Genomic DNA, 26,780 nt, shown 5'->3' with positions numbered 1-26,780 from the left:
ATGGGAGACGTTATTGATATATATGGTTTATCACCTTTGCAAAAAGGAATACTGTTTCATACTTTATACGATCAAGATGATGAACATTCATTTTCCTATATTGTACAAGTAGGCTTCTTGCTCGGGGGGCAATTGGATATTGCTACTTTTGAAAAGGCCTGGGAATATGTTCTTCATCGACATGAGGTTTTACGTTCAGTATTTGTGTGGGAGGAAGTAGAAAAACCACTACAAGCGGTTTACCAACGTTTTCCTTTTACTATTCATCAAGAGGATTGGAGCACCTATCCACATGATGAAAGGGCGAAGAAATTACAACAGTTTTTGAATGTAGATCGTAGAAAAGGATTTTTATTGGATGAAGCACCATTGATGAGAGTCACTGCGATTAAAGAGGCAAAAGAGGAAACGAGAATTATTTGGACACATCATCATATTTTGCTAGATGGATGGAGTGTGTCATTGGTCTTTAGTGAAGTGATGGAAGTTTATCTCAAGATGATAAAGGGAGAATTGTTGAATCTTCCTAAACCTCTTCCTTATAAAAAATATATTCAATGGATAAATAAACAAGATCAAAGTCAAGCAGAGGAATTTTGGAAAGAAGAATTAAAAGGGTTCTATGCACCTACTCCATTAGCAATGGAAAGAAAGGAACAAGGACAAGAGAAGGGTTATGGAGAATGTGCTTATCAAGTATCTGAGGAACTTACTGAGAGTTTACAAGAGTGGGTACGAAATAGTCGATTAACGTTGAATACGTTAGTACAAGGTGCATGGGCTTATTTGATGAGTAGGTATAGCGGTGACAGTGACGTCGTATTTGGCGTAACTAGCGCTGGACGTCCTACTGATTTAATGGGAGCAGAGAATATGGTGGGGCTATTTATTAACACATTACCTACCAGAATTCGATTAACGGATAATACATCAGTAGTAGATTGGCTTCGTAAAATACAAATGAAAGAAATGGAACGAAGACAGTATGAGTATAATTCGTTGATAGATATTCAAGGCTGGAGTGAGGTTCCGCGAAATAGCTCCTTATTTCACACCTTGTATGTGTTTGAAAATTATCCAATTCAAGGTGAGAGAAATGATGATTTAAGATTACTAGATGTTACAAGCACGGAACAAACAAATTATCCTTTAACACTCATTGTAATGCCCGGTAAGAAAATTACTTTAAAGTTGATGTATGATCGAAGCTATTTTAATGAAGAAACAATAAATCTGATTCAGAATCACTTATTGCAAATATTAATTCAGATGACGAAGAGCCTAGATTCAAAACTATTTGAAATTACTCATTTAACAGAAGAAGAACAGATACAGTTACTAGAGGAATGGAATCATACTCAAGTTAATTATTCGGCTGAAGGCATGATTCATACGATGTTTGAGGAGCAAGTTAAAAAAACACCGGAAGCAATCGCGGCTAGTTACGAAAATGAACAAATTACCTATAAAGAGTTGGAGAAGCGTGCAAATCAGCTAGCTCATTATTTACAAAAGCATGGTGTAGGCCCAGAGTCTCTAGTTGGAGTATATATGGAACGTTCATTACAAATGATGATAGCGTTATTAGGTATTCTAAAATCAGGAGCAGCGTATGTTCCACTTGACCCTACTTATCCAGAGAGTCGGCTTCGATATATATTAGAGGATGCTGGAATCGAAGTACTAGTGACGGAAGAGAATTCTAAAAATTTGTTTGTATCTGAAAATATAGAAACGATTTGTATGAATAAAGATTACACTGCAATTGAAAAAGAAGAATCAACCCCATGTATAAGTGGTGTAACAGGAGAAAATTTAGCGTATGTTATGTATACTTCAGGATCTACAGGGAATCCAAAGGGAGTAATGATTGAGCATCATTCAGTAATTAATTATCTAGAATGGATGCAACATAAATATCCGCTTTCTGAAAAGGATGTGGTCTTGCAGAAAACGCCATTCTCATTTGATGTCTCTGTTTGGGAATTGTTTTGGGGCATTCACGTTGGTGCCAGTGTATCTTTCTTACCTCCAGGTGGAGAAAAAGATCCTTCTATTATAGCTGAAGTGATTAAACAACATCAGGTTACTATAGTTCAATTTGTACCTTCAATGTTATCTGTTTTCTTAGATCACTTCAATCGTATTGAATTGAACATGAATTGTTCGTCCGTACGCCATGTATTTTCTGGTGGAGAAGAACTAAGTTCAGGGTTAGTTAGACGATTTCAACAGAAATGGAATTATAGTGGACAAGTGAAATTAACCAACTTTTATGGACCAACTGAAGCCACTATTTATGTGAATGCATTTGATATTCAGCCTAATCAAGAATTTGTTTCTATTGGGCAGCCAATACAGAACACGCAATTATATGTATTAGACCAAAATCAACGCTTGCAATCAATAGGAATTGAGGGTGAGTTATATATTGGTGGTGCTGGTTTAGCACGTGGATACTTAAATCGTCCGAATCTTACTGCTGAAAAATTCGTTTCGCATCCATTCCAATTGGGGGAACGACTATATCGAACAGGAGATTCAGTAAGATATCTAACTGATGGAAATATAGAATTTATAGGTAGAATGGACCATCAAGTCAAAATGCGTGGTTTTAGGATTGAATTAGGAGAAATTGAAGCCACTTTAGAAAAATGTTCGTTTATTAAAGAGGCTGTCGTATTAGTTAGAGAAGATCGTCCAGGTGATCAACGATTGGTTGCATATGTAATAAGCGATGAAAATACCGAGGAGTGGAGAGAGTATTTACAAAAACAATTACCGAATCATATGATTCCAGCGCACTTTGTAGAGTTAGAACACTTCCCGCTTACTCCGAATGGGAAAATTGACCGAAAGGCCTTGCCAATACCTGATGAGCAAGCTATTGGAGATTTAAATGTTCTACCTCGGACGCCATCGGAAGAGCTTATTGCCTCGGTTTGGGGTCAAGTGTTAGGGATAGAAAATATTAGTATTCAGGATTCCTTCTTTGAACGTGGTGGGCACTCACTACTTGCTACTCAAATCGTCTCTCGGTTACAAGAACTGTTCCAAATTAAAATTCCATTACGTGAACTTTTCAAGCACGATACAGTGGAAGCATTGGCGAAACGAGTGGATCAGTTACGAAAAGAAGATAAAGAACGAGAGGTTGCTCCTCTTGTACCTATGAAACGAGAAGAAGTTATCCCACTTTCCTATGCGCAGAAACGTCTATGGTTTATTGATCAATTAATGCCAAATAGTGCTATGTACAATATTCATGCAGCGTGTCGCTTAACAGGTAAATGGTCAATTGAAGCATTGGAGGTCGGATGGAATCAATTGTTGGAGCGTCATGAATCATTAAGGACGACAATTCTAGAACAAGAGGGTGAACCTTTTCAACAGGTTCAATCTCATGTGTTCAGACATATTCCTCAAACGAATCTAACAGATCTTTCTTTGGAAGATAGGGAAAGAGAAATGAAACGCCTTATTCAAAACGAGGCGGAGGAACCATTTCATTTGGGACAAGGTCCTCTGATTCGAACACGAATATTGAAAGTGGACAGGGAAGAATGGGTTCTCATTTGTACGATGCATCATATTATTTCAGATGGATGGTCAATGGGAATCTTACTTGAAGAATGGATGGCTTTTTATGAAGGAGCACTAACCGGAAAACCAGTGGAATTGAAGGAGTTATCTATCCAATATGCAGATTTTGTCATGTGGCAGAAGGAATGGCAAAAAGAGGAGAATTTGAATCAGCACCTTCAATATTGGAAGGAAGAATTATCTGGGGAACTACCGGTTTTACAATTACCGATGGATCGTCCTCGACCTGCAGTTCAAACCCATCGTGGTGCAAGTCAGTCCTTAATAGTGGCGAATTCCCTACAGGAAAAGCTCAAAGATTTAAGTCTGCAAGAAGGATGCACTTTATTTATGACATTGATGGCAGCGTATCAAAGCTTCCTTTCTCGTTATACAGGACAGGACGACATTATAGTTGGAAGCCCAATCGCTAATCGAAATGTGAAAGAGATTGAGGGATTAATAGGATTCTTTGCAAACACGTTGGTTTATCGAGCTGATTTTAGTGAAAATCCGACGTTCCAAGAACTTTTGTCGCAGGTAAGAAAAAAAGCGCTAAAAGCATACGAGTATCAGGACATCCCATTTGAGAAAGTGGTAGAATCCGTAAAACCTGAACGGAATACAAGTCATTCACCAATATTCCAAACTATGTTTACTTTACAGAATACGAAACAAGAGTTTCTTCAGCTATCTGAAAGACAAATGGAACTCATGGAAAGCCATGCTTCTGTTGCCAAATTTGATTTGAGTTTATTTGCTTCTGAGACGGAAGAAGGATTATCACTAACCTTTGAATATAATACTGATTTGTTTAATGATACAACCATTGAACGTATGGCAAGTCATTTTAAACATTGGTTAAATCAAATTGTCTCTCATCCAAAATGTGTACTATCAGAACTGAATATGTTATCGAAAGTAGAATATAAGCAACTACTAGAGGAATGGAATAAATCGCGTGTTATAGATATGGAAGAAAGTACGATTCATACAATGTTTGAAGAACAGGTGAAAAAAACACCAGAAGCAATTGCAGTAGTGTGGGAAGATGAAGAACTAACATATCGAGAGTTGGACGAACGCTCGAATCAGTTGGCACATTATTTACAAAAAAATGGTGTAACATGCGAATCATTAGTTGGGGTTTGCGTTACACGTTCATCCGAGATGATTGTCGGTCTTTTAGGAATTATAAAGGCGGGAGGAGCATATGTCCCAATTGATCCAGTGTATCCGGAAAGTCGACTGCAGTACATTTTAGAAGATGCTCAAATAAAGGTACTGGTGACGCAGGAAAAGTTACAACAAAAAATGGTTATACCTAAATTCGTCAACGTGATTTGTATTGATCGTAATCGAGCAGAAATAGAACAAGAAGTAACTACGGTATGTACGAGTGAAGTGACGGCCGATAACTTAGCCTATATTATCTATACTTCAGGTTCCACTGGAAATCCAAAGGGAGTAATGATTGAGCACAGGAATACAGTAACAATGATTCATTGGGCGCATCACACGTATTCCCGAAAGGAATTAGCGGGAGTGTTAGCTTCAACTTCGCTATCTTTTGATTTATCCGTTTTTGAAGTATTTGTTCCCTTAACGATGGGTGGTAAGGTGATTGTCACTGAAAATGCTCTACATCTAGAGAAGTTGTCTTCCAAAGGTGTGACTTTGGTTAATACTGTGCCATCGGCAGCAAAGGAACTGGTTCGAGCAAAAACAATACCTTTTTCGGTAAAGGTGATGAATTTGGCTGGAGAACCATTGCCATATTCGCTTGTTCAAGATTTATACGAGAGAAATACGATTGAAAAGGTGTACAACCTATATGGACCGTCCGAAGATACTACGTATTCCACGTATATGGAATTAGAAAAGGGTGTCATGCATAGGGTCCCACCGATTGGTAAACCAATATTCAATACAGAAGTATATGTACTAAGTGCTGAACAAAAAATGGTTCCAATTGGTGTAGTTGGTGAGTTGTACATTGGTGGATCAGGATTAGCACGTGGATATTTAAAGCGCCCTGACTTAACGAAAAATCGTTTTATACCGCATCCGTTTAAAGAAGGAGAGCGAATATACCGGACTGGAGATTTAGTAAGGTATTTGCCGGATGGAAATTTGGAGTATGTTGGGCGAATCGATCATCAGGTGAAAATTCGTGGGTTCCGGATTGAACTAGGAGAAATTGAAGCGATATTACAAAGGCATACACTAGTTAACGAAGCTATTGTGATGGTGCGGGAAGATTATCCTGGCGACCCACGTTTGATTGCCTATGTTGTAGGAGACGGAGATGCTCAAAAGTGGCGTGATTATCTCAAGGATCAACTACCAAATTATATGATCCCAGCCTATTTTGTTGGATTAAATGCATTTCCACTCACTCCTAATGGGAAAATTGATAGGAAGGCTTTACCAGCACCAGAGAAACAGGAGATAGCAAGTGGTTATATTGCTCCTCGTACGTCTACGGAAAAAACAATCGTTTCGATATGGCATGAAGTTTTAGGTATGGAAAACATCGGAATTCAGGATTCGTTTTTTGAAATTGGTGGCCATTCATTACTTGCTACGCAAGCTGTTCCTAATCTTAAAGAGGCTTTTGGAATCGACATACCATTGCATGATTTATTTATGTTTCATACGGTGGAGCAATTGGCAGAACAGATTGATCAATTGCTCGATAACAAAAATCAAGAAATGCAGAATGGTAGTAAGGAGAATGTAAGTCTTCAAGACTATATTCAAAAAGAAGCAGAAGTGAGTAATGATGAAGAATTACTGGAACTACTTAAGCAATTAGAAGAGCTATCAGAGGAAGAAGCACAAGGGATATTCGAGAGTAATTTGATTGAGGAAGGGGTAAAAAAATGAGAAGTGATTTACTTGCAAAGCTGAGTTCACTTTCTCCTGAGAAGAGAGCATGGCTTCAGAAGCAAATGCAAAAAAAGGAGAATAAAGAAGCACTCCCGTTGTCTTATGCACAACAACGTTTGTGGTTTATGGACAGATTTAATCCAAATAGTTCTTTATATAATATTCCAACGGTATGGCATCTAAAAGGAAATTGGATACCTGAAGCATTAGAAAAGGGATTCAATCGACTCATTGAACGCCATGAATCATTACGAACTGTTTTTAAAGAAGTAGGAGAACAACCTGTGCAACAAATTGTCGAATTCCTTCCTAGAGCATTACCTGTAAGAGATTACTCTCAACTTCCTCTAGAAGTAAAAGAAAAAGAGGTAGATAGTTTAATTGCGAGAGAAGCGCAAGAACCATTTAATTTAATGAATGGTCCTTTAGTTCGTAATCAGCTTGTTCAATTAGAGAAGGATGAATGGTTATTACTGTGTACGATGCATCATATTATTTCTGATGCTTGGTCCATTGGTATATTCATGAATGAATTACTTGCTTTCTATGAAGAAGAAACGGGCGGAAATCCTGCTAAATTAAGTTCATTATCCATTCAATATGCAGACTTTGCGAAGTGGCAAAAGGAGTGGTTGCAAGGTGATGTGCTAAATCGTCAGCTTACGTATTGGCAAGAAGAATTATCTGGTGAGCTTCCTATCTTACAACTGCCAGTGGATCGACCTCGACCGGTTAAGCAGACTTACTCTGGGGCTACGCATCACGTAATTTTTCCTTATAAATTGCTTAGTCAATTGAAGGATATAAGTCGACAAGAAGGATCTACTTTATTTATGACTTTAATGGCCGCATACCAGAGCTTTCTTGCTCGTTATACGGGACAAAAAGATATTCTAGTTGGTAGTCCGATTGCAAATCGGAACCATAAGGGAGTAGAAGGATTAATTGGTTTCTTTGTTAATACGTTGGTTTACCGATCAGATTTGAGTGGCATCCCTACTTTTCGAGAGATTTTGAACCAAACAAAGAAAAAGGCGTTAAAAGCTTACGAATATCAAGATATACCATTTGAAAAAGTGGTAGAAGCTGTGCAACCTGAACGAAGCACGAGTCATTCCCCTATATTTCAGACCATGTTTACGCTACAAAATATAAAACAAGAACGACTAGATTTGCCTGATAGAAGTATTGAAATGGTAGAAAGTAATATGTCTATTGCTAAATTTGATTTGAGCTTAACTGCCTATGAAGTGGAAGAAGGTCTATTCGTCTCATTTGAATACAACACGGATTTATTTGATAGTAGTACCATTGCACGTATGGCAGGACATTTTGAGAACTGGCTAAATGAAATCACGTATCATCCAGATGAATCATATACAAAGCTGTCAATGTTATCGGATACTGAGCAAAAACAACTCCTAGAAGAATGGAATGATACGGACGTAGTTTATGGTCATGATTGTATGATTCATGAGCTATTTGAGCAGCAAGTTGCACGGACACCTAATGCAGTGGCGGTAGTTTATGAGGGTGGAAAGCTAACGTATCAAGAACTGAATGAAAAATCGAATCAATTGGCACATTTTCTACAAAAACGAGGTATCGGACCTGAATCATTAGTCGGTATATGTATTGAACGTTCTCCTGATATGATTATTGGTCTCTTTGGGATTTTGAAAGCAGGTGGGGCTTATGTCCCACTGGACCCAAGTTATCCCGAAAACCGCCTGAGATACATTTTGGAGAATTCACAAATTCAAGTGCTGTTAACAAAAGAGGCACTACAGGACTGGTTACCTAAAGATATTCGAGCAATTTGTTTAGACCGGGATCAAGTAATGATTTCTAAAGAGAGTAATTTAGCTCCGGTGAGTGGAGTAACAGCAAATAACTTAGCCTATATCATATACACTTCGGGTTCGACGGGAAATCCAAAGGGGGTAATGATTGAACATCATTCCGTTATCAACCGTCTACAGTGGATGCAGAAAAAATACCCATTGTCCGAGGAGGATACAATCCTACAAAAGACACCGTTTTCATTTGATGTTTCTGTCTGGGAATTATTTTGGTGGTCATTTGTAGGAGCACGTGTTTGTTTACTTCCACCAGGAGGAGAGAAAGATCCTGCGGTGATTGAGGAGTATATTGAACGATATCGTGTGTCCACCATGCACTTTGTTCCGTCGATGTTATCTACTTTTTTAGATTATATGGAACTATATAATTCGAAAAGGGATGTATCGTCTTTAATTCAAGTTTTTACTAGTGGAGAAGCGTTAAACACTGAGCAGGTTCGCCGGTTTAAGGGGATCTTTTACAATGTTCAGCAAACAAAGTTAATTAACTTGTATGGTCCTACTGAAGCGACTGTGGATGTGACTTATTACGATTGTGATTTAGAAAAAGAGGCAATGCTTATTCCGATTGGTCGTCCGATTGATAATACAGAGTTGTATGTGTTAGATCAATATCAACAAGTGGTCCCGATTGGTGTGGCAGGGGAACTTTACCTTGGAGGAGTAGGATTGGCACGTGGCTATTTCAATCGACCGGATTTAACTACTGAACGTTTTATTCCGCATCCTTTTAAGGACGGGGAACGATTATATCGAACGGGTGACTTAGTGAGATATATGAATGATCGTAACTTAGAATATATTGGAAGAATAGATAACCAAGTTAAAATTAGAGGATTCCGAATTGAATTGGGAGAAATTGAAGCAGCTTTACATGATCACTCATCTGTAAAAGAGGCAGTCGTGTTGGTGAAGGAAGATCGACCAGGAGATAAGCAGTTAGTAGCTTATGTAGTGGGTGAAGGGGATACTGGAGAGTGGCGTGAATATCTCAAGAAGCAATTACCGCATTATATGGTTCCGGCATACTTTTTCCAAATTGAAGGTATGCCACTCACTCCAAATGGTAAAGTGAATCGGAAAGCATTATTGGAATTAGAAGAACAGTTCATAAGTGAAGATATTACTTCATCACGAACACCAGTGGAGGAGCTCATTGTTTCCGTTTGGAGCCAAGTGTTAGGAATAAAAAATATTAGTGTGCAGGATTCCTTTTTTGAAATCGGTGGTCATTCACTACTAGCTACTCAAGTAGTGTCACGTTTACAGGAAATTTTTCAAATCGAATTACCAGTACGTGAACTATTTGAATATACAACGGTGGAGTCACTGGCAAAGCGATTAGAACAGTTACGTAAAGGAGATAAAAAACGAGAGATTCCGCCACTAATACCGATGGAGCGAGGAGAAGCTATTCCACTATCTTATGCCCAACAACGTTTATGGTTTATTGATCAATTTACACCTAATAGTGCCCTTTACAATATGCCAATGGTATGCCGTCTTACAGGGAATTGGCTACTTGAAGCATTGGAAACGGGATGGAATCAACTAATAGAACGTCATGAATCACTGCGGACGGTCTTTCAAGAAGTGAACGGTCAACCCGTACAGCAAATTAAACCGTATGCTTTTCAATCAATTCCGAAAACGGATTTAACTATGCTTTCTTCTGAAGACCGAGAAGAAGAGGTTAAACGTTTCATTCAACAAGAAACAGAAGTGCCATTTGATTTAACAGAGGGTCCATTAATCAGGACGAGTATTTTGCACGTGGGAGAGGAAGAATGGATACTCCTTTGTACTTTACATCATATCATTTCAGATGGATGGTCAATGGGAATCCTACTTGAAGAATGGATGGCATTTTATGAGAAAGCAACGGATGGAAAGGTGGCGGAACTTGAACCATTACCGGTTCAATATGCCGACTTTGCTCAGTGGCAAAAAGGATGGCTGAAGGAGGAAGTGCTTGATCAACAACTTCAATATTGGAGGGAAGAATTGTCTGGGGAGCTTCCTGTACTCCAACTTCCTATGGATCGCCCGCGTCCTGCAATACAAACTCATCACGGGTCGACATACACTCTAGTTTTGCCAAGCACGCTACATGATAAATTGAATGAACTTAGCCGAAAAGAAGGGGCTACACTCTTCATGACGCTGTTGGCTGCGCATCAAAGTTTTCTATCTCGTTATACGGGACAAGAAGATATTTTGGTCGGAAGCCCAATTGCGAATCGGAATTATAGAGAAATTGAAGGACTAATTGGTTTCTTCGTTAACACGCTGGTTTATCGAACTAATTTGAGTGGTGGACCGACATTTCAAGATGTACTGTATCAGGTTCGTCAAAAGGCATTGAAGGCGTATGAATATCAAGATATCCCATTTGAAAAAATTGTAGAAGTTGTGCAACCGGAGCGAAGTACAAGTCATTCGCCAATCTTCCAGACTATGTTCATCTTGCAAAATATGAAACAAGAGTTTCCGGTGTTATCTAGTAGAAGTATTGAAATGATAGAAAGCCATAGTCCAATTGCAAAGTTTGATTTAAGTGTGATGGCAGTTGAGACAGAAGAGGGATTACTTTTTACTTTTGAATACAATAAGGATTTATTCAATGCTACTACTATTGAACGGATGGCAGGACACTTTGAGAAATGGCTATATGAAGTTTCTCATCGCCCACAAAATCCGTTGCATGACCTGAGCATGCTATCGGAACCCGAGCGTAATTTGTTATTAGAAACATGGAATGACACTGTAATGGAAATGTCCCATCAGGGTCTTATTTGCGACAGATTTGAGGAGCAAGTAGTAATGCGTCCTGATGCGATTGCGATAGTTGATCAAACAAAACAGTGGACTTATGGTGAACTGGATATACAAGCAAATCAGTTGGCAAATGTTTTACAGCGAAAGGGAGTAGCCCCAGAGTCAGTGGTGGGAGTTTATCTTCCGAGGTCAGCAGAGCTAATGGCAAGTTTACTAGGCATTTTAAAAGCTGGTGGAGCTTATGTTGTTTTAGACCCGTTGTATCCAAAATCAAGGTTAGAATACATGATTGAAGATGCAGGAATTCAATTTGTAGTGACGGCGGAAGGACAAGAAGGACATTTCGCACACGTCGAAATGGTGAGGTTAGAAGAATTAACGGTGGAAAGCGTAATTGCACCTACACGTCAAATAAATCCAGAGAACTTAGCCTATATTGTCTATACCTCTGGTTCTACAGGAAAACCGAAGGGTGTTATGGTTGAATATCGCTCATTAATGAATATGGTTTCTTGGCATCAAGAAGTTTATCGTATTTCAGCAGAGGATCGTGCGACTCAGATTGCAGGGGTTGCTTTTGATTCGGCTGTCCAGGAGATTTGGCCGTATCTAACTGCTGGTGCAGCACTCTACTTGTCAACAGAGGAACTGAGAATTAATCCAGAAGCACTAAGGGACTGGCTCATTGATTCACGAATAACAGCTAGTTTTGCACCTACGCCTATTCTGGAAAGACTCTTGAAATTATCTTGGCCAGATAAAACGGATCTTCGTTTTATCATTACTGGTGGGGATCAATTAACACAGTATCCATCTAACGATATTCCTTTTGCGGTAATTAATCAGTATGGTCCATCGGAAAATACCGTTGTTACCACAGATTGTTATGTACCTGTAGGAGTGACAACAGGTACGCCATCGATTGGTCGACCGATTGCGAATACAGAAGTTTATGTGTTAGATTCTCATCTTCAGCTAGTACCAATTGGTGTAATTGGAGATCTCTATATTGGAGGGAAGAGTCTTGCACGTGGATATGCTAATCGTCCGGATCTTACAAAGGAAAAATTTATTCCACATCCTTTCAAGTCAGGAGAACGTCTCTATTATACAGGAGACAAAGCAAGTTATCTTTCTGATGGTAATCTCCAGTTCCATGGACGTATAGATGACCAAGTGAAAATTCGTGGTTTCCGGATTGAATTGGGAGAAATAGAAGCTGTTTTGCAGGCGCATTCTTCTGTGAAAGAAGCTGTTGTATTGGTGCGAGAGGATAATCAAGGTGATAAGAGATTAGTAGCTTATGTAGTTGGTGAAGGAAGTGTCCATGAATGGCGAGAACATCTACAAACACATTTACCTAATTACATGGTTCCAACAAACTTTATTGAGATGGAATTTTTACCACTTACACCGAATGGAAAACTTGATTTGAAGGCATTGCCTATACTTAGTGAACAATCCGCTGAAAATACTGTATACCCAAGAACTCCGCTGGAAGAACTTATTGCTTCAGTGTGGAGTCAAGTGCTAGGAATAAGAGACATTGATGTTCAGGATTCTTTCTTTGAGCTCGGTGGTCACTCTCTACTTGCTACACAAGTGGTCTCACGCTTACAGGAGGTCTTTCAAATCAAATTGCCAGTACGTGAACTGTTCGAATATTCAACGGTCGAGGCATTATCGAAACGAATAGATCAGTTACGTAAGGGGAGCGAAAAACGAGAAATTCCACCATTGATGCCGATAGAACGAGGGGGAAATATTCCACTGTCTTATGCCCAACAGCGCTTATGGTTTATTGATCAATTTGCACCTAATAGTGCACTTTATAATATGCCAATGGCATGCCGTCTTACAGGGAATTGGTTACCTGAGGCATTGGAGTTGGGATGGAATCAGTTGATAGAGCGTCATGAATCTTTGCGGACTGTATTTTATGAAGAGGATGGCCATCCCATCCAGCAGATTCAACTGTACGTTTTCCGTCCGCTTCTGCAAATGGACTTAACTAAGCTTTCATTAGAGGAGCGAGAAAGAAAGTTGGAGCAATGGATTCAAACTGAAGTCGAATCTCCATTTGATTTAGAACAAGGGCCATTGTTCCGTGGGAAACTCATAAGAATTTCAGAAGAAGAATGGATTCTTCTGTGTAATATGCATCATATTATCTCAGATGGATGGTCGATGGAAATCTTACTTCAAGAATGGATGGCATTTTATGAGAATGCGATTGGTGAAAAACAAGCAGAGCTGGAACCACTACCAGTTCAATATGCCGATTTTGCTCAGTGGCAAAGAGAATGGTTGAAAGATGAATTACTATATCAACAACTTGCGTATTGGAAGGAAGAATTATCCGGTGAGTTACCAGTCTTAATGTTGCCAATGGATCGTCCGCGTCCGCCAGTGCAAACCCACCATGGATTAACTCATAATGTTTTGTTATCGCGCTCATTACTGGATAAATTAAACGAACTAAGTCGTCAAGAAGGGGCCACACTTTTCATGACCTTATTGGCAGCGTATCAAAGTTTCCTTGCTCGTTATACGGGACAAACGGATATTATTGTTGGTAGCCCAATTGCAAATCGAAATTATCGAGAAATTGAAGGACTGATTGGTTTCTTTGTCAATACATTGGTTTATCGAGCTGATTTAAGTAATGCACCGGCATTTCAAGAGTTGTTGTCTCAAGTACGGATAAAAGCATTGAAGGCGTATGAGTATCAAGATGTTCCGTTTGAGAAAATTGTAGAGGTTATCCAACCTGAACGAAATACAAGCCATTCTCCGATTTTCCAAACCATGTTTACTTTGCAAAATACGGGACAGAAGCTACCAGAACTACATGGAAGAAATATAGAAGTAATGGAAAGTAATGCCCCTATCGCTAAGTTTGATTTAAGTTTAACTGCTGCAGAAGTGGAAGAGGGTTTATTACTTACTTTTGTTTATAGAACTGATTTATTTGACAGCTTAACTATTGAATCCATGGCTGAACATTTTGGGAACTGGTTGAATGTAATCGTGGAGAATCCTGATAAATCATTAGCTAAGTTGCCTATATTATCAGGATTACAGCAAAAACAGTTGGAAGAGTGGAATAATGATGCTGTAGCATATCTACAGGAAAGTACGATTCATCAGCTGTTTGAAGAGCAAGTAAATCGTACACCTGATGCGGTAGCAGTGGTAGATGAAAAACAGCAGTTAACGTATCGAGAGCTGAATGAAAAAGCTAATCAATTGGCCCACTATCTTCAGCAATGCGGAATTGGGAATGAATCATTGGTTGGACTTTGCTTTGAGCGTTCAGTTGAGATGGTTGTTAGTATTATGGGGATTTGGAAGGCTGGAGCAGCCTATGTTCCATTAGACCCATCATATCCAGAAAGTCGCCTACGATATATTTTGGAGGACACTGGAATTCAAGTATTAGTTACGAACGAGTCATTGGAAGACTGGATACCTAAAGAAATGAAGATAGTTTGTCTAGATAGGGATCAAGCAATGATTTCACAAGAAAGCATTCTTTCACCAAAATGTGAAGTAACAGGAGAAACCTTAGCGTATGTTATCTATACTTCAGGATCAACGGGGAATCCAAAGGGTGTCTTGATACAGCATCATTCTGTACTAAACTTGTCACATGGTTTACAAAAAGAGGTTTTCGAACATGAGATACCATCTAACATGCATGTCGGTTTAAATGCGTCAATTGCCTTTGATGCATCTATCCAGCAATTACAAATGCTGCTTTATGGTTCAAGTTTGTATATTATTCCAAATGAAGTACGAAGTGATCCGGAGCAGTTTGTAGCTTATATTAGGGAGAACAAGTTAGAAATCTTTGATATAACACCTTCATTGCTTCAATTACTTATAGATGTCGGATTGTTAGAAACGTGCGATGGCATTCATGTTCCAAGTAAGGTACTGGTTGGTGGTGAAGCAATTATGCCGTCATTATGGGAACAGCTAGTAGAGACTGATAAAATACAGTTTTATAATGTATATGGTCCTACAGAATGTACGGTTGATGCAACATGCGATCATATCAAAAAAGATAGTAAGAGAGTAACAATTGGGCGTCCATTGCCTAACGTCCAAACTTATGTATTAGATAGAAATAGGTTACCAGTTCCAGTTGGTGTGATGGGGGAACTTTATATCGGAGGAGCAGGTCTAGCAAGGGGGTACTTGAATCGTCCAGAGTTAACATCCGAACGATTTATTTCTCATCCATTCAAAGAAGGCGAGAGGTTATATAGAACAGGCGATCTTGTGAGATATCTTCCAGATGGTAATATAGACTACTTAGGAAGAATGGATAATCAAGTGAAGATTAGAGGATTTCGAATCGAACTTGGGGAGATTGAGTCGACTTTACAAGAGCATGACTTGGTAAAAGAGGTAGTTGTAATAGTTAGGGAAAATCAGTCGGGAGATAAGAGATTAGTAGCTTATGTAGTGGGCGAAGGTAGTTTAGAAGAATGGCGAGAGTATCTTAAAACAAAACTGCCAATCCATATGATACCTTCCTACTTTGTCGAAATGAAAGAATTACCGCTAACCATAAATGGAAAGGTTGATCGGAAATCGTTACCTATACCAGATTATCAAGGAACACAAGAAGGCTACGCGGCCCCAAGAAATGAACGTGAACATAAGCTTTCTATCATTTGGGAACGTGTGCTAGGTTCAAAACGTATTGGTATTTATGATAACTTTTTTGAAATTGGTGGAGATTCAATTCTTAGCATTCAGATTGTCTCTCGTGCAAAGCAAGCTGGTTTACAGTTGACACCAAAACAACTATTTGAACACCAAACGATTGCTGAGTTGGCGCAAGTAGTCAAAGAAGAACAAGGTGTACAAGCTGAACAAGGAATTATAACTGGAGAGACGATACTTACACCTATTCAGCAAAGGTTTTTTGCACAAAATCATCCTAATCCACATCATTGGAATCAATCCATGTTCTTTAGAACGAAAGAAAAATTGGACATAGGATCACTGGAAAAGGCAGCGCGTAGCCTTCTACTTCATCATGATGCCCTGCGTTTAAGATATGAACGTTTACCTAATGGGACTTGGGAACAGTGGAATGAAGGAATTAAAGAACAATTGATGCTGACTGTCATTTCATTAGACGAAGTGCCGGAAGCGGATTGGCATGAAGTTATTCAAAAAGAGATTAATGTTGCACAAGAAAGATTGAATTTACATGATGGTCCTTTAATGAGAATGGTGTATTTTGATGAAGATGAGAAGACTGGCCGATTATTTTGGACAATTCATCACTTAGCCGTGGATGGTGTTTCTTGGCGAATTTTATTGGAAGATTTGCAAACAGCGTATACGCAAGCAGTCCAAGGACAAAAAATTCAATTACCTATGAAGAGTACATCTTTTAAAGAATGGTCGGAGAAATTACAACATTACGCTGAAACTGGAATATCAAAAGAAGTGCTACATTACTGGGAGCAGCAGGCTGAACAAGACGTAGTTATACTGCCAGTAGATGGTACTATAAGTAATCCAGTAAGCGCAGTAACTGAGGAAATTACTGTGGTGTTAAACGAGAATGAGACCCGTATGTTATTGCAAGAGACTTTAAGCACTCACCGTGTCCAAATCAATGAAGTATTATTAGCAGCATTGGTACAAGCTACAGCAGCATGTACGGGGCGGCCGATATTAAGCGTAGATTTAGAGGGACATGGTCGAGAAGAGATTATTGAAGATGTTGATTTATCGAGAACCGTGGGATGGTTTACAAGTATTTACCCAGTTCATTTAAATATTACTAATGCTAATACGCCAATTGCAGCATTAAAAGCAGTTAAAGAACAAGTTCGCAAAATTCCTAATAAGGGTGTTGATTATGGGGTGTTGCGTTACATGAACGCAACAATGTGTGAGCAATTAAGCTTCCAATATACACCGTCTATTAGTTTTAACTATCTTGGACAATTTGACCAATTGTTTTCTAGCGATGCAATGTTTATTCCAGAGAACGAATTTAAGCGTTTAGATCATGCTGCCGGTTCCAAGCGATCGCATGTAATTGATGTAATTGGGGTTGTAACGGATGGAAAACTTCAATTCACTTGGGTATACAATGTTGGACAATTTGCCAAATCAACGATTCAAAGTATTGCACAGAATATGCTATATCAACTGAGTACATTGATCCAATTTTCAGATAGAGAATCTGCACTGACCATTTCGGATTTTGCAATGGCTAATCTTAGCCAAGAAGGTTTGACAAATGTACTAAACAAAATGCATCGCGGAAAGAACAATCAGATTACTGATTTATATCCACTATCACCTTTGCAAGAAGGTATGATTTTCCACACATTGCATGACCAAGGGGATGAACATGTTGCACCGTATATAGTGCAATTGAGTTTTATGATTCGAGGGAAAATGAATATTCCTACATTTGAGCAGGCGTGGAAATCTGTAATTCAGCGGCATGAAATTTTTCGTACAGCATTTGTATGGGACGAAATTGAAGAACCTGTACAAGTGGTGTATGAAAATATCCCATTTAAAGTGAACAAAGAAGACTGGCGTACAATGACGAGTGAAGAGATAGAGGAAAAAAGAAAAGTCTTTTTGGAATTAGATCGAAAACAAGCCTTCCAATTTGATGAAGCACCATTGATGCGGGTAACAGTCATTCAAGAAGGTGAGGAAGAATATCGGATTGTTTGGACCCATCACCATATTTTACTGGATGGATGGAGTTTACCATTAGTATTTAATGAATTACTTACAGTCTATCAAAAGAGAATGAATGGAGAAGCTGTGAAGTTACCTAAGTCCTCACCATATAAGAAATATATCCAATGGCTCAGAGAACAAGATAAGGAGCAGGCGGAACAATTCTGGAGAGAGAAGCTAAAAGGTTTTACTGCACCAACTTTACTGGGCTTAGAAAGTAAAGAGGAAGAAAAAGGTTACACAGAGAAGGTTACGTATTTATCAGAAGAGCAGACTCAAGCGTTACAAGGATGGGCGAAACGCAATAAACTTACTTTGAGTACAGTAATTCAAGGTGCATGGGCATATCTCATGAGCCGATATAGTGGAGAAAATGACATTGTTTTTGGTGTAACAAGCTCAGGGCGTTCTACGGAGATTATTGATGTTGAAAACATCGTAGGTCCTTTCATTACAACGTCACCGACGCGAATTCAATTGATGGATGATATAAAATTAATAGATTGGTTGCAGAAGATACAAGAGGAAGAGATAGAAAGAAGACAATATGAGTATGCTTCTTTGACAGAGATTCAGGCGTGGAGTGAAGTTCCTAGAGGAATACCGCTGTTCAATAGTTTATATGTGTTTGAAAATTATCCAGTGAAAGAGGAGTCTTCAGAAAATCTGGAAATTGGTGAATTGGAAGGGGTAGAACAAACCCACTACCCATTAGGGTTAGCTGTAGTTCCAGGAATCCAGTTATCGTTAAAGTTAATGTATGACCGTAGTAAGTTTAATAGAGTAACCATTGAACGAATGCTGGGTCATTTACACAAAGTGTTAATGCAAATGCTCAAAAACATTGATCAAAATCTATCGGAGCTAGTATATATTACGGAAGCTGAACAAAGAAAGCTATTGGAAGAATGGAATAATAATACTATATCCTATCCACGTGAGAATGCAATCCATCAACTATTCGAAGAGCAAGTAAATCGTACGCCTGACGCGTTGGCAGTGGTAGATGAAAAACAGCAACTAACATATCGAGAGCTGAATGAAAGAGCTAATCAATTAGCCCATCATTTACAGAAATGTGGAATTGGGACAGAGTCATTAGTTGGCCTTTGCTTTGATCGATCAGTTGAGATGGTTGTTGGTCTAATGGGAATTTGGAAGGCCGGAGCAGCCTATGTTCCATTGGATCCATCGAATCCGGAAAGCCGCCTACGATATATTTTAGAAGACACAGATATTCAAGTGTTAGTTACGAATGAGGTATTAGTGGGCTGGATACCTAAAGAAATCAAGGTAGTTTGCCTAGATAGGGATCAAGCCATGATTTCTCGAGAAAGCAAACTTTCACCAACATGTGAGGTGACAGGGGAAAACTTAGCGTATGTTATCTACACTTCTGGTTCGACAGGGAATCCAAAGGGGGCTTTAGTACAGCACCATTCTGTAATAAACCTATCATATGGTTTACAAAAAGAAGTTTTCTCACATGAGATACCTAGTAATATGCGCGTCGGTTTGAATGCATCAATTGCCTTTGATGTATCTATTCAGCAATTACAAATGCTGCTTTATGGTTCAAGTTTATATATTATTCCAAGTGAAGTTCGCACTAATCCAGAACAATTTGTGTCCTATATTAGGGAGAATAAATTGGAAATGTTTGATATGACACCTTCATTACTTCAGTTACTAATAGATGGAGGATTGCTAGAAATAAGTGCTGATGTTTATGTACCAAGCAAGATATTGGTCGGTGGTGAAGCAATCATGCCGTCATTATGGGAACAGCTAGTAGAGACTGAAAAAATTGATTTTTATAACGTATACGGTCCTACAGAATGTACGGTTGATGCAACATGCTATCATATCAAAAAAGATAGTAAGAGAGTAACAATTGGCCGTCCGTTGCCGAACGTTCAAACTTATGTATTGGATAAAAATTTGTTACCTGTTCCAGTTGGTGTAACAGGTGAGCTATATATTGGTGGTGCAGGTATAGCGAGAGGATACCTGAATCGCCCAGAATTAACAGCAGAGAGATTCATCCGTCATCCATTTAATGAAGAAGAGCGTTTATATCGTACGGGAGATTTGGTTCGTTATTTACCTGATGGTAATTTAGATTACTTGAGAAGAATTGATAATCAAGTGAAAATTCGAGGATTCCGTATTGAACTTGAAGAGATTGAAGCGAATCTAGAGAGTTATCCATTGGTAAAAGAAGCAGTAGTTTTGGTGACAGAGGATAAGCTAGGAGAGCAGAGATTGGTTGCTTATGTAGTTGGAGATGGTAGTATGCATGATTGGCGTGAATATCTCAAGACACAAGTACCGAATTATATGGTTCCCGCACACTTTATTAAGGTAGACGAGATTCCTCTTACAACGAATGGCAAAGTTGATCGAAAGGCATTGAACAATTTAACTATTCTAAGAGAAAATAACTTTTCTACACCAATCATTCCAAGGGATGAAATTGAATATCAGTTGATTAAAATCTGGCAGGATGTGTTACAGATAGAAGATGTCTATGTAAATGATGATTTCTTTAATAGAGGAGGACACTCTCTCCTTGTAATTAAATTAGTTTCAAAAATTAGGGAGAAGTTTGGAAAAGAGATTAAGGTGTCTACATTGATTAAGAATCCAACAGTGGAAGGAATCGCATGCCTTATTCGTGATAAGCATGATATGACGAAATCAGTAGCAGCGCTAGTTCCACTACAAGAATCAGAGAAAAGACCTTTCTTCTGCGTTCATCCGTTTATGGGGAATGTATTCTGTTACATTCAACTAGCAAGATTGCTTAAGAGCCGTTGTTCATTTTATGGTTTACAGAATCCTCTTATAGAAAAGAAAGAAATTGACGAGTTAACTTTGCCGGAAGTAATTCAACTTTACATCGAAGAAATAAAACGTGTTCAGCCAGAAGGTCCATATCGTCTTGGAGGATGGTCTTTAGGCGGTGCGATTGCTTATGAAATCGCAACTGTATTAAAGAATCAAGGTGAGGAAGTTGAGTTGTTGGTATTCATGGATACTAAAGTACCTTCAAAGCAGGATCATAAAACAAGTGAGGATATGCTCTCATATATATATGAGCATTTCATTCCTAGAGATCTTACTGAGCAGGAAGGAGACCTTGTCCATAAACAAGATATGCTTGTGGAGCAATTAATTATGGAAGGAGTACTCACGCCTGATGCAGATCTTATCAATTTGAAGCAAGTTATCAATGCGCATAGGAAATGCCTGAACATAATGGCAGAGCATGATTTAATACCATACTCTGGAGAAGTTCTCTACTTTAGTGCTGAGGAAGGAAAAGAGTTGTTTACAGATTGGGGACCTTTATTAAAAGGTAGAGTAAATAGGTATTCAGTCCCTGGATCACATGAAGAAATAGTGGATTCACCTGCAGTTGAAAAAATAGCTATGTATCTACTAAATGAATTTGAAGGAATAAAAGAGAAATCCATTTTATTAACGGAAAAGTAGAGAGTATAAAAGATGCAATGCAATGAACGAAAAGGGTAGACCAATACCTGCATATCAAGTGTAGGGAATAATGAATAATGAATATATTAAGAGCATTACTTTTTAAGGGGATAATGTAAAAAGTAATTGGTAGAGACATAGAAATCTTTATGAGTTACCCATAGTATGATGTAAATACTATGAAATCTTTGTAATAGAAGCGAATGCCTGATGATATTACTGAGGAAAGGTGCATATTTTCATTGATATGTAAATATGCACCTATTCTATTGTATATGCAATAGAATAAAGTTAATTTGAATTTCCGTAACGTTCATATATGAAGTAATTCTTTAAAAAAGGAAGTGATTTATTATACAAATTCAAGCTGTGAAAATACCAAAGAATATTGAAAGTCATTTGCTTAAGCAACTTAGTAACTTAGTTTCAAATGAGAAGAAAGAACGAATGAAGCGTTTATTAAATTCATGCGACATTAATAGAACTCTAATAGGAGATTTACTAATCCGATCTCTAATCTGCCAAAAGTATAAAATTAATAATAAAGAAATTAGATTTATATATAATAAGTATGGAAAACCTTTTGTTGAAAAAATTTCTGACTTTCATTTTAATGTGTCTCATTCAGGAGAATGGGTGGTTTGTACTACTGCTAATTTTAACGTGGGTATTGATATAGAAAAAGTTTCAGAAATAGAGGCTTTTAAATTAGCAAAAGAATTTTTTTCAGCGGAAGAATTTTATGATATATCTAATATGAATTCTGATGAAAAAATTAATTATTTTTATGATTTATGGACATTAAAAGAAAGCTATATAAAAACGATTGGAAAAGGGCTTTATACCCCATTAAATTCATTCTCTATAAAAAAAGAATCACGAACTTCAATTTCATACAAGAATATACCTAAAAACTTTTACTTTAAACAATATAACATTGATCCAAATTATAAGTTATCTGCTTGTGCAACAAGAGATGAATTTCCGCAAGAGATAATAATTAAAGACATTTATACAATTTTCCAAACTATATACAAATTTGAAAGTAAGGAGAAAATCAATGCAGAAGACTAAACTTTTTTGCTTTCCACATGCTGGGGGATCTGCGTTTAACTACGCAAAATGGAAAAATTACTTTAATCCATATATTGAAGTAGTCCCGATAGAATTAGCTGGTAGAGGATATAGAATTGAAGAAAGCTTGTACCAAGGTATGGAAGAGGCCGTAAATGATGCCTACACTAGTATAGTTAAGCAAATAGACGCTTCACCGTACATTCTATTCGGGCATAGCATGGGGAGTTTGATTGCTTATGAAGTAGCTAGAAAAATACAGGGTTCTAATAACGAATTACCAGAATTTCTTGTTTTGTCCGGTAGAAACCATCCAAATAGTAAAATAAAAAATATCCGATATAATCTTCCTAATGGACAATTTAAAAGAGAAGTTATTGCAATGGGAGGTACACCATCTGGGGTACTTCAATCAGAAGAATTAATGGAGATTTTTCTCCCTATTTTAAGAGCAGATTTTAAGATTGTCGAGACATATATTCATGAAAATAATATACAACCATGTGATATTGATTTTCTTATATTTAATGGGAAAAATGATGAATTTACTACATATGATCAAGTAATAAAATGGAAGCAATATACAAGTAAAACGTGTACTTTTCATTCTTTTGAAGGTAGTCATTTCTTTCTAAATGAAAATATTGAAGAAATAGCAAAGAGTATTATAGGAAAATTAAATTCTAAAAGATTATCAACTAGTTTTTAGGATTTTTCTAAGTATGCTCATGCCTAAGAAACAAAAATATGAAAGATGAAAAATACAGGCATTGCTGAAATATTGTTGAATATATGCATAGAAGCCTAAACGAACTGTTTAAAGGTAGAAACTCTAAGCAAAATGTACATGAATTAACTTTAGTTTAAGCTGGCTTTACCTATAATACCATCAAGATTCCTTATTATACTTAGTACAAAGTACACAACAGTTAGAGAGGCTGTATGTAAAGCAAATGAATATGTGAAGTGAAAAGGCCGACTCTTATAATTATGAGTGGGCCTTTTGGTTTTATGGATATCAAATTAGGGAGCAACATTTCAAAGGGTATCTTGTGATATAACTAAGTAGAATTTTTTAAACAAAGGGATGATGAGATGAATAAATTGAAGGGGAAAATTGCATTAGTAACAGGGGCTAGTAGAGGAATAGGCCGAAGCATCGCCTTACATTTGGCGCAGGCTGGTGCGTTAGTCGTTGTTCACTATAGTAAAAGAAAAGAAGAAGCAGAAAGTGTAGTGGATAAAATTAAACAAGATGGCGGTTCCGCATTTGCGATTCGTGCAGACTTAAGTACTTTTAATGGCATATGGATCAATCTCTTCAAAAATATATAGGTAATACTACATTTGATATCCTTGTAAACAACGCTGGAATTGGGCAGGTTTTAACATTAGAGGAATCTACAGAGGAGTCTTTTGATGAGGTTATGAATATTAATGTGAAAGCTCCATTTTTCATTATTCAGAAGGCTTTGCCACGTTTAAAAGATGGGGGACGGATTATAAATATTTCGTCTTTTGTCACAAGGGTAGCCTCCCCAAGTGTTTTTGCCTACAGTATATCTAAGGGGGCAATAAATACACTCACTCATACTTTAGCTCAACAACTTGGTGTTCGTGGTATTACAGTAAATGCAATTCTCCCAGGCATAATTAACACAGAAATGAATGCTGAGACATTGGGCAACCAAGATGGACAAAAATATGCTGCAGGTTTATCGACCTTTAATAGGTGGGGAGAACCTAATGATATAGCTGATATTGTAGGTTTTCTTTCATCATCAGACAGTCGTTGGATAACTGGTGAGTTAATTGATGCAAGTGGTGGATCTTGCTTATAATATTAGAGGAAAAGCCAACTTAAATTAAGTTGACTTTGCAATTCTATTATTTGTTTGTTAAACCAGTGAACTATGTATCATTTTTTAGTTCTTAGAATAGTCACCTTGAGATGGGGCCAAATGTAGTAAGTCAATCAGGGGAGAGAACTAATTATGCTTTAGTATGATTTATGATAAGTATAAATGGTAAAAAGCAATGAATATGCACAATTTCATATGTAAATAGGTACTTTTTGTTAACTCTTTTAAAGGGAAGGAAATGTATGAAATTATTATGATAGAATCAATTTGTATTAAATCGAAAGGGGATGAGAGTATGCTAAAAAGAATGATTATAGGAGTTTCATCATTATTAGTGGGAGCAACAGTTGGCTTAGCGACTGATGTATCCGCAGCACCTGCACCACCATTAACATCATTAAATGTGGTAAAAGTTGAATCTCAATTAGGCGGGGTTGAATTTATTGGTCCTAATAATTTAAGTACAGCTAAAGATCACGGAGGGAGCTATTTATACATTTATACAAATGAAATGGGATATGGTAGAAATCCAATTGCTCAAATGAGTGGTCAAAAACTAAAAAAAGTAGATTCTAAGATGATTGATATAAATGGGGATAGAACAGTGGATGGATGGGAATATAAATGGGATGCTTCAGGACAGCAAAATGGGCAATTTAAATATCAAAATACATCTACAAATGCACCTTGGAATACATTATCTACGTCATTAAATATTAAATAAACTAACAGAAGAATTCGATGTTATTTTTTTATGTTTGTTATATATGTAACGTTTGGATACCTAAAGGAGTCTACGTTTTTAAGTAGGCTCTTTCTAACTAATGATAAGATATCAGCAAATAGATAAACTATTTTTTCTAATCGAAAAATTAAAAGTTTACATAACATTTTTCTGGTAAACAATTCTAGGTTTAATAGTGTAATCAATAAAGTAAGGAAATCTTTCATAAAATCAATTAAGTTATTTAGTGGGTCTTTCATCATAAATATCTAAAACTACATATTTATGAAATTTTATAAAATTTTCACTTTATATTTAGTCCTAAATCATACGATTTTAATACAAAATACTATAATTTGATTAGTAATAGCAGTGAAAAAAACATTAAATATATCTAGATTTTAAAGCTAATGTTACTTTATTACGTAATTTGTTTAAAGGGATATATAGGGTTATTATTCAATGTAACTAAAATAATTTAAAAGGAGATAGGAAGTTATGTTTAAAGTAAAAACAAGGGGAAAAATAAAAGAAATTGTTATGGTTTCAACGGCTTGTACCATGTTGTCAATGTATGGAGCACCAATTTCTAGTACAGAGGCAGCAACCCGATCTCATGCCCCATCAGTTTATGTAACACCACAGAATACTGCTGCTTCAGATATTATTAGCATAGACTGGTCACCAGTCCAAACAGCACCTTATACATATTGGGCTGTGCATAACTGGAATCAGGGAGGAGAAGGTGGTGGTTATGCGGGCTTCCAACAACAAAGTGGTTTTGATCAATTCGGTAAACGTACCCTTCACTTTGCGCTTTGGGATCCAATAGCATCAAACCAAGCAATAAAAGCTGAATATTTATCGCCGACTTCAGAAGCCAGTAGATTTGGTGGAGAAGGAACAGGTCTAAAGGTACAAACAACTTATAATTGGAAAGATAGTGAATGGTATCGAATGACTCTACGTTCTTGGCAAGAAGATGGCCATACAAAGTTTGGCCAGTGGATAAAAGATAATAAATTAAATCAATGGAAGTTAGTTGCTATTATGGATCATCCAGTTGCAAATGTGGCATTTAACTATGGTTTATCGATGTTTCAAGAGGACTGGGCTGGTAATGGACAAGATGTAAGAGAAGCACGTCTTAAAAATGGATACAGCAGAAAAGTTTCAGATAAACAATGGAATTCTTGGAATAATCAGCGTATCTCTGGGCAACATGATACGTCCTATCAATACGATGGAGGAGCAACTTCAGAATATCTATGGGTTAGGGCAGGAGGAAATACTCAATCAACTATTGGTACTGGAAAAACCTTTAATATAAATCAGCCTAGTCAACCAGAAATGGGAAATTTAGATTTTGATATTCAAAATACTCGCTTTGAAGATGGAAAATTAAATGTTTCATGGAAATTGAAAGAACAAAGTACTCCACAGTTTAAAGGGAAAATTGAAATCTATGACAATGAAAAGTTAATGGGACAACCTTTGAAAGTAATCGATAATATTAAGTCTTACAAAACTGAGGTAAGTCAAACTATGCAATTGCCTCAAACGGCTTTTGCTAAAATTACATTAACAGACATATTTGATCGAACTGTAGAGAAAAAAGTAGAAATTACAAATGAAAATTCTGATATTTTAGTAGGGAACCAATTTGCATGGTCCCTAAAAGGATATAGTGATCGAGAAATTGCAAAAGTAGATTATAATAAAACAGCAGAAGAGCTGAAAATCAAATTAGAAGCTGGTGTGCCGCATTCT

6 protein-coding genes and 1 pseudogene are annotated in these 26,780 nt (G+C 37.4%); all 7 read left to right on the top strand.

The features are described from left to right. The gene (locus tag MR167_RS16430) at window positions 1-6,471 is read left to right on the top strand and encodes a non-ribosomal peptide synthetase (protein ID WP_242315012.1); all 6,471 of its coding nucleotides are present in this window, start codon (window positions 1-3) and stop codon (window positions 6,469-6,471) included. Beyond that, on the top strand, window positions 6,468-21,350 hold the full coding sequence (locus tag MR167_RS16425) for a non-ribosomal peptide synthetase (RefSeq protein ID WP_242315011.1): 14,883 nt from the start codon (window positions 6,468-6,470) through the stop codon (window positions 21,348-21,350). The genes MR167_RS16430 and MR167_RS16425 overlap by 4 nt, the downstream gene beginning before the upstream one ends. A 369-nt stretch (window positions 21,351-21,719) precedes the next feature. Further along, a complete protein-coding gene (locus MR167_RS16420; protein WP_481746702.1) occupies window positions 21,720-22,424 on the top strand; it encodes a 4'-phosphopantetheinyl transferase family protein in 705 nt (234 codons plus the stop codon). Further along, entirely contained in the window at window positions 22,411-23,133 is a 723-nt protein-coding gene (locus MR167_RS16415; RefSeq protein WP_242315009.1) for a thioesterase II family protein, read from the top strand. The genes MR167_RS16420 and MR167_RS16415 overlap by 14 nt, the downstream gene beginning before the upstream one ends. 386 nt (window positions 23,134-23,519) lie before the next feature. Further along, window positions 23,520-24,265: pseudogene (locus MR167_RS16410) on the top strand (SDR family oxidoreductase). A 259-nt stretch (window positions 24,266-24,524) separates the two neighbouring features. Further along, window positions 24,525-25,010, top strand: coding sequence for a DUF4879 domain-containing protein (locus MR167_RS16405; protein WP_000272949.1), 486 nt, complete (start codon window positions 24,525-24,527; stop codon window positions 25,008-25,010). Window positions 25,011-25,508: 498 nt separating this feature from the next. Continuing rightward, on the top strand, window positions 25,509-26,780 hold a 1,272-nt coding region (locus MR167_RS16400), incomplete at its 3' end, for a DUF3472 domain-containing protein (protein ID WP_242315008.1).

Origin of the sequence: Bacillus cereus group sp. BfR-BA-01355 (assembly GCF_022663675.1) — a bacterium.
In the GTDB taxonomy this organism is placed as follows: Bacteria; Bacillota; Bacilli; order Bacillales; family Bacillaceae_G; genus Bacillus_A; species Bacillus_A thuringiensis_S.
This window is presented reverse-complemented; position numbering and strand designations above follow the sequence as displayed.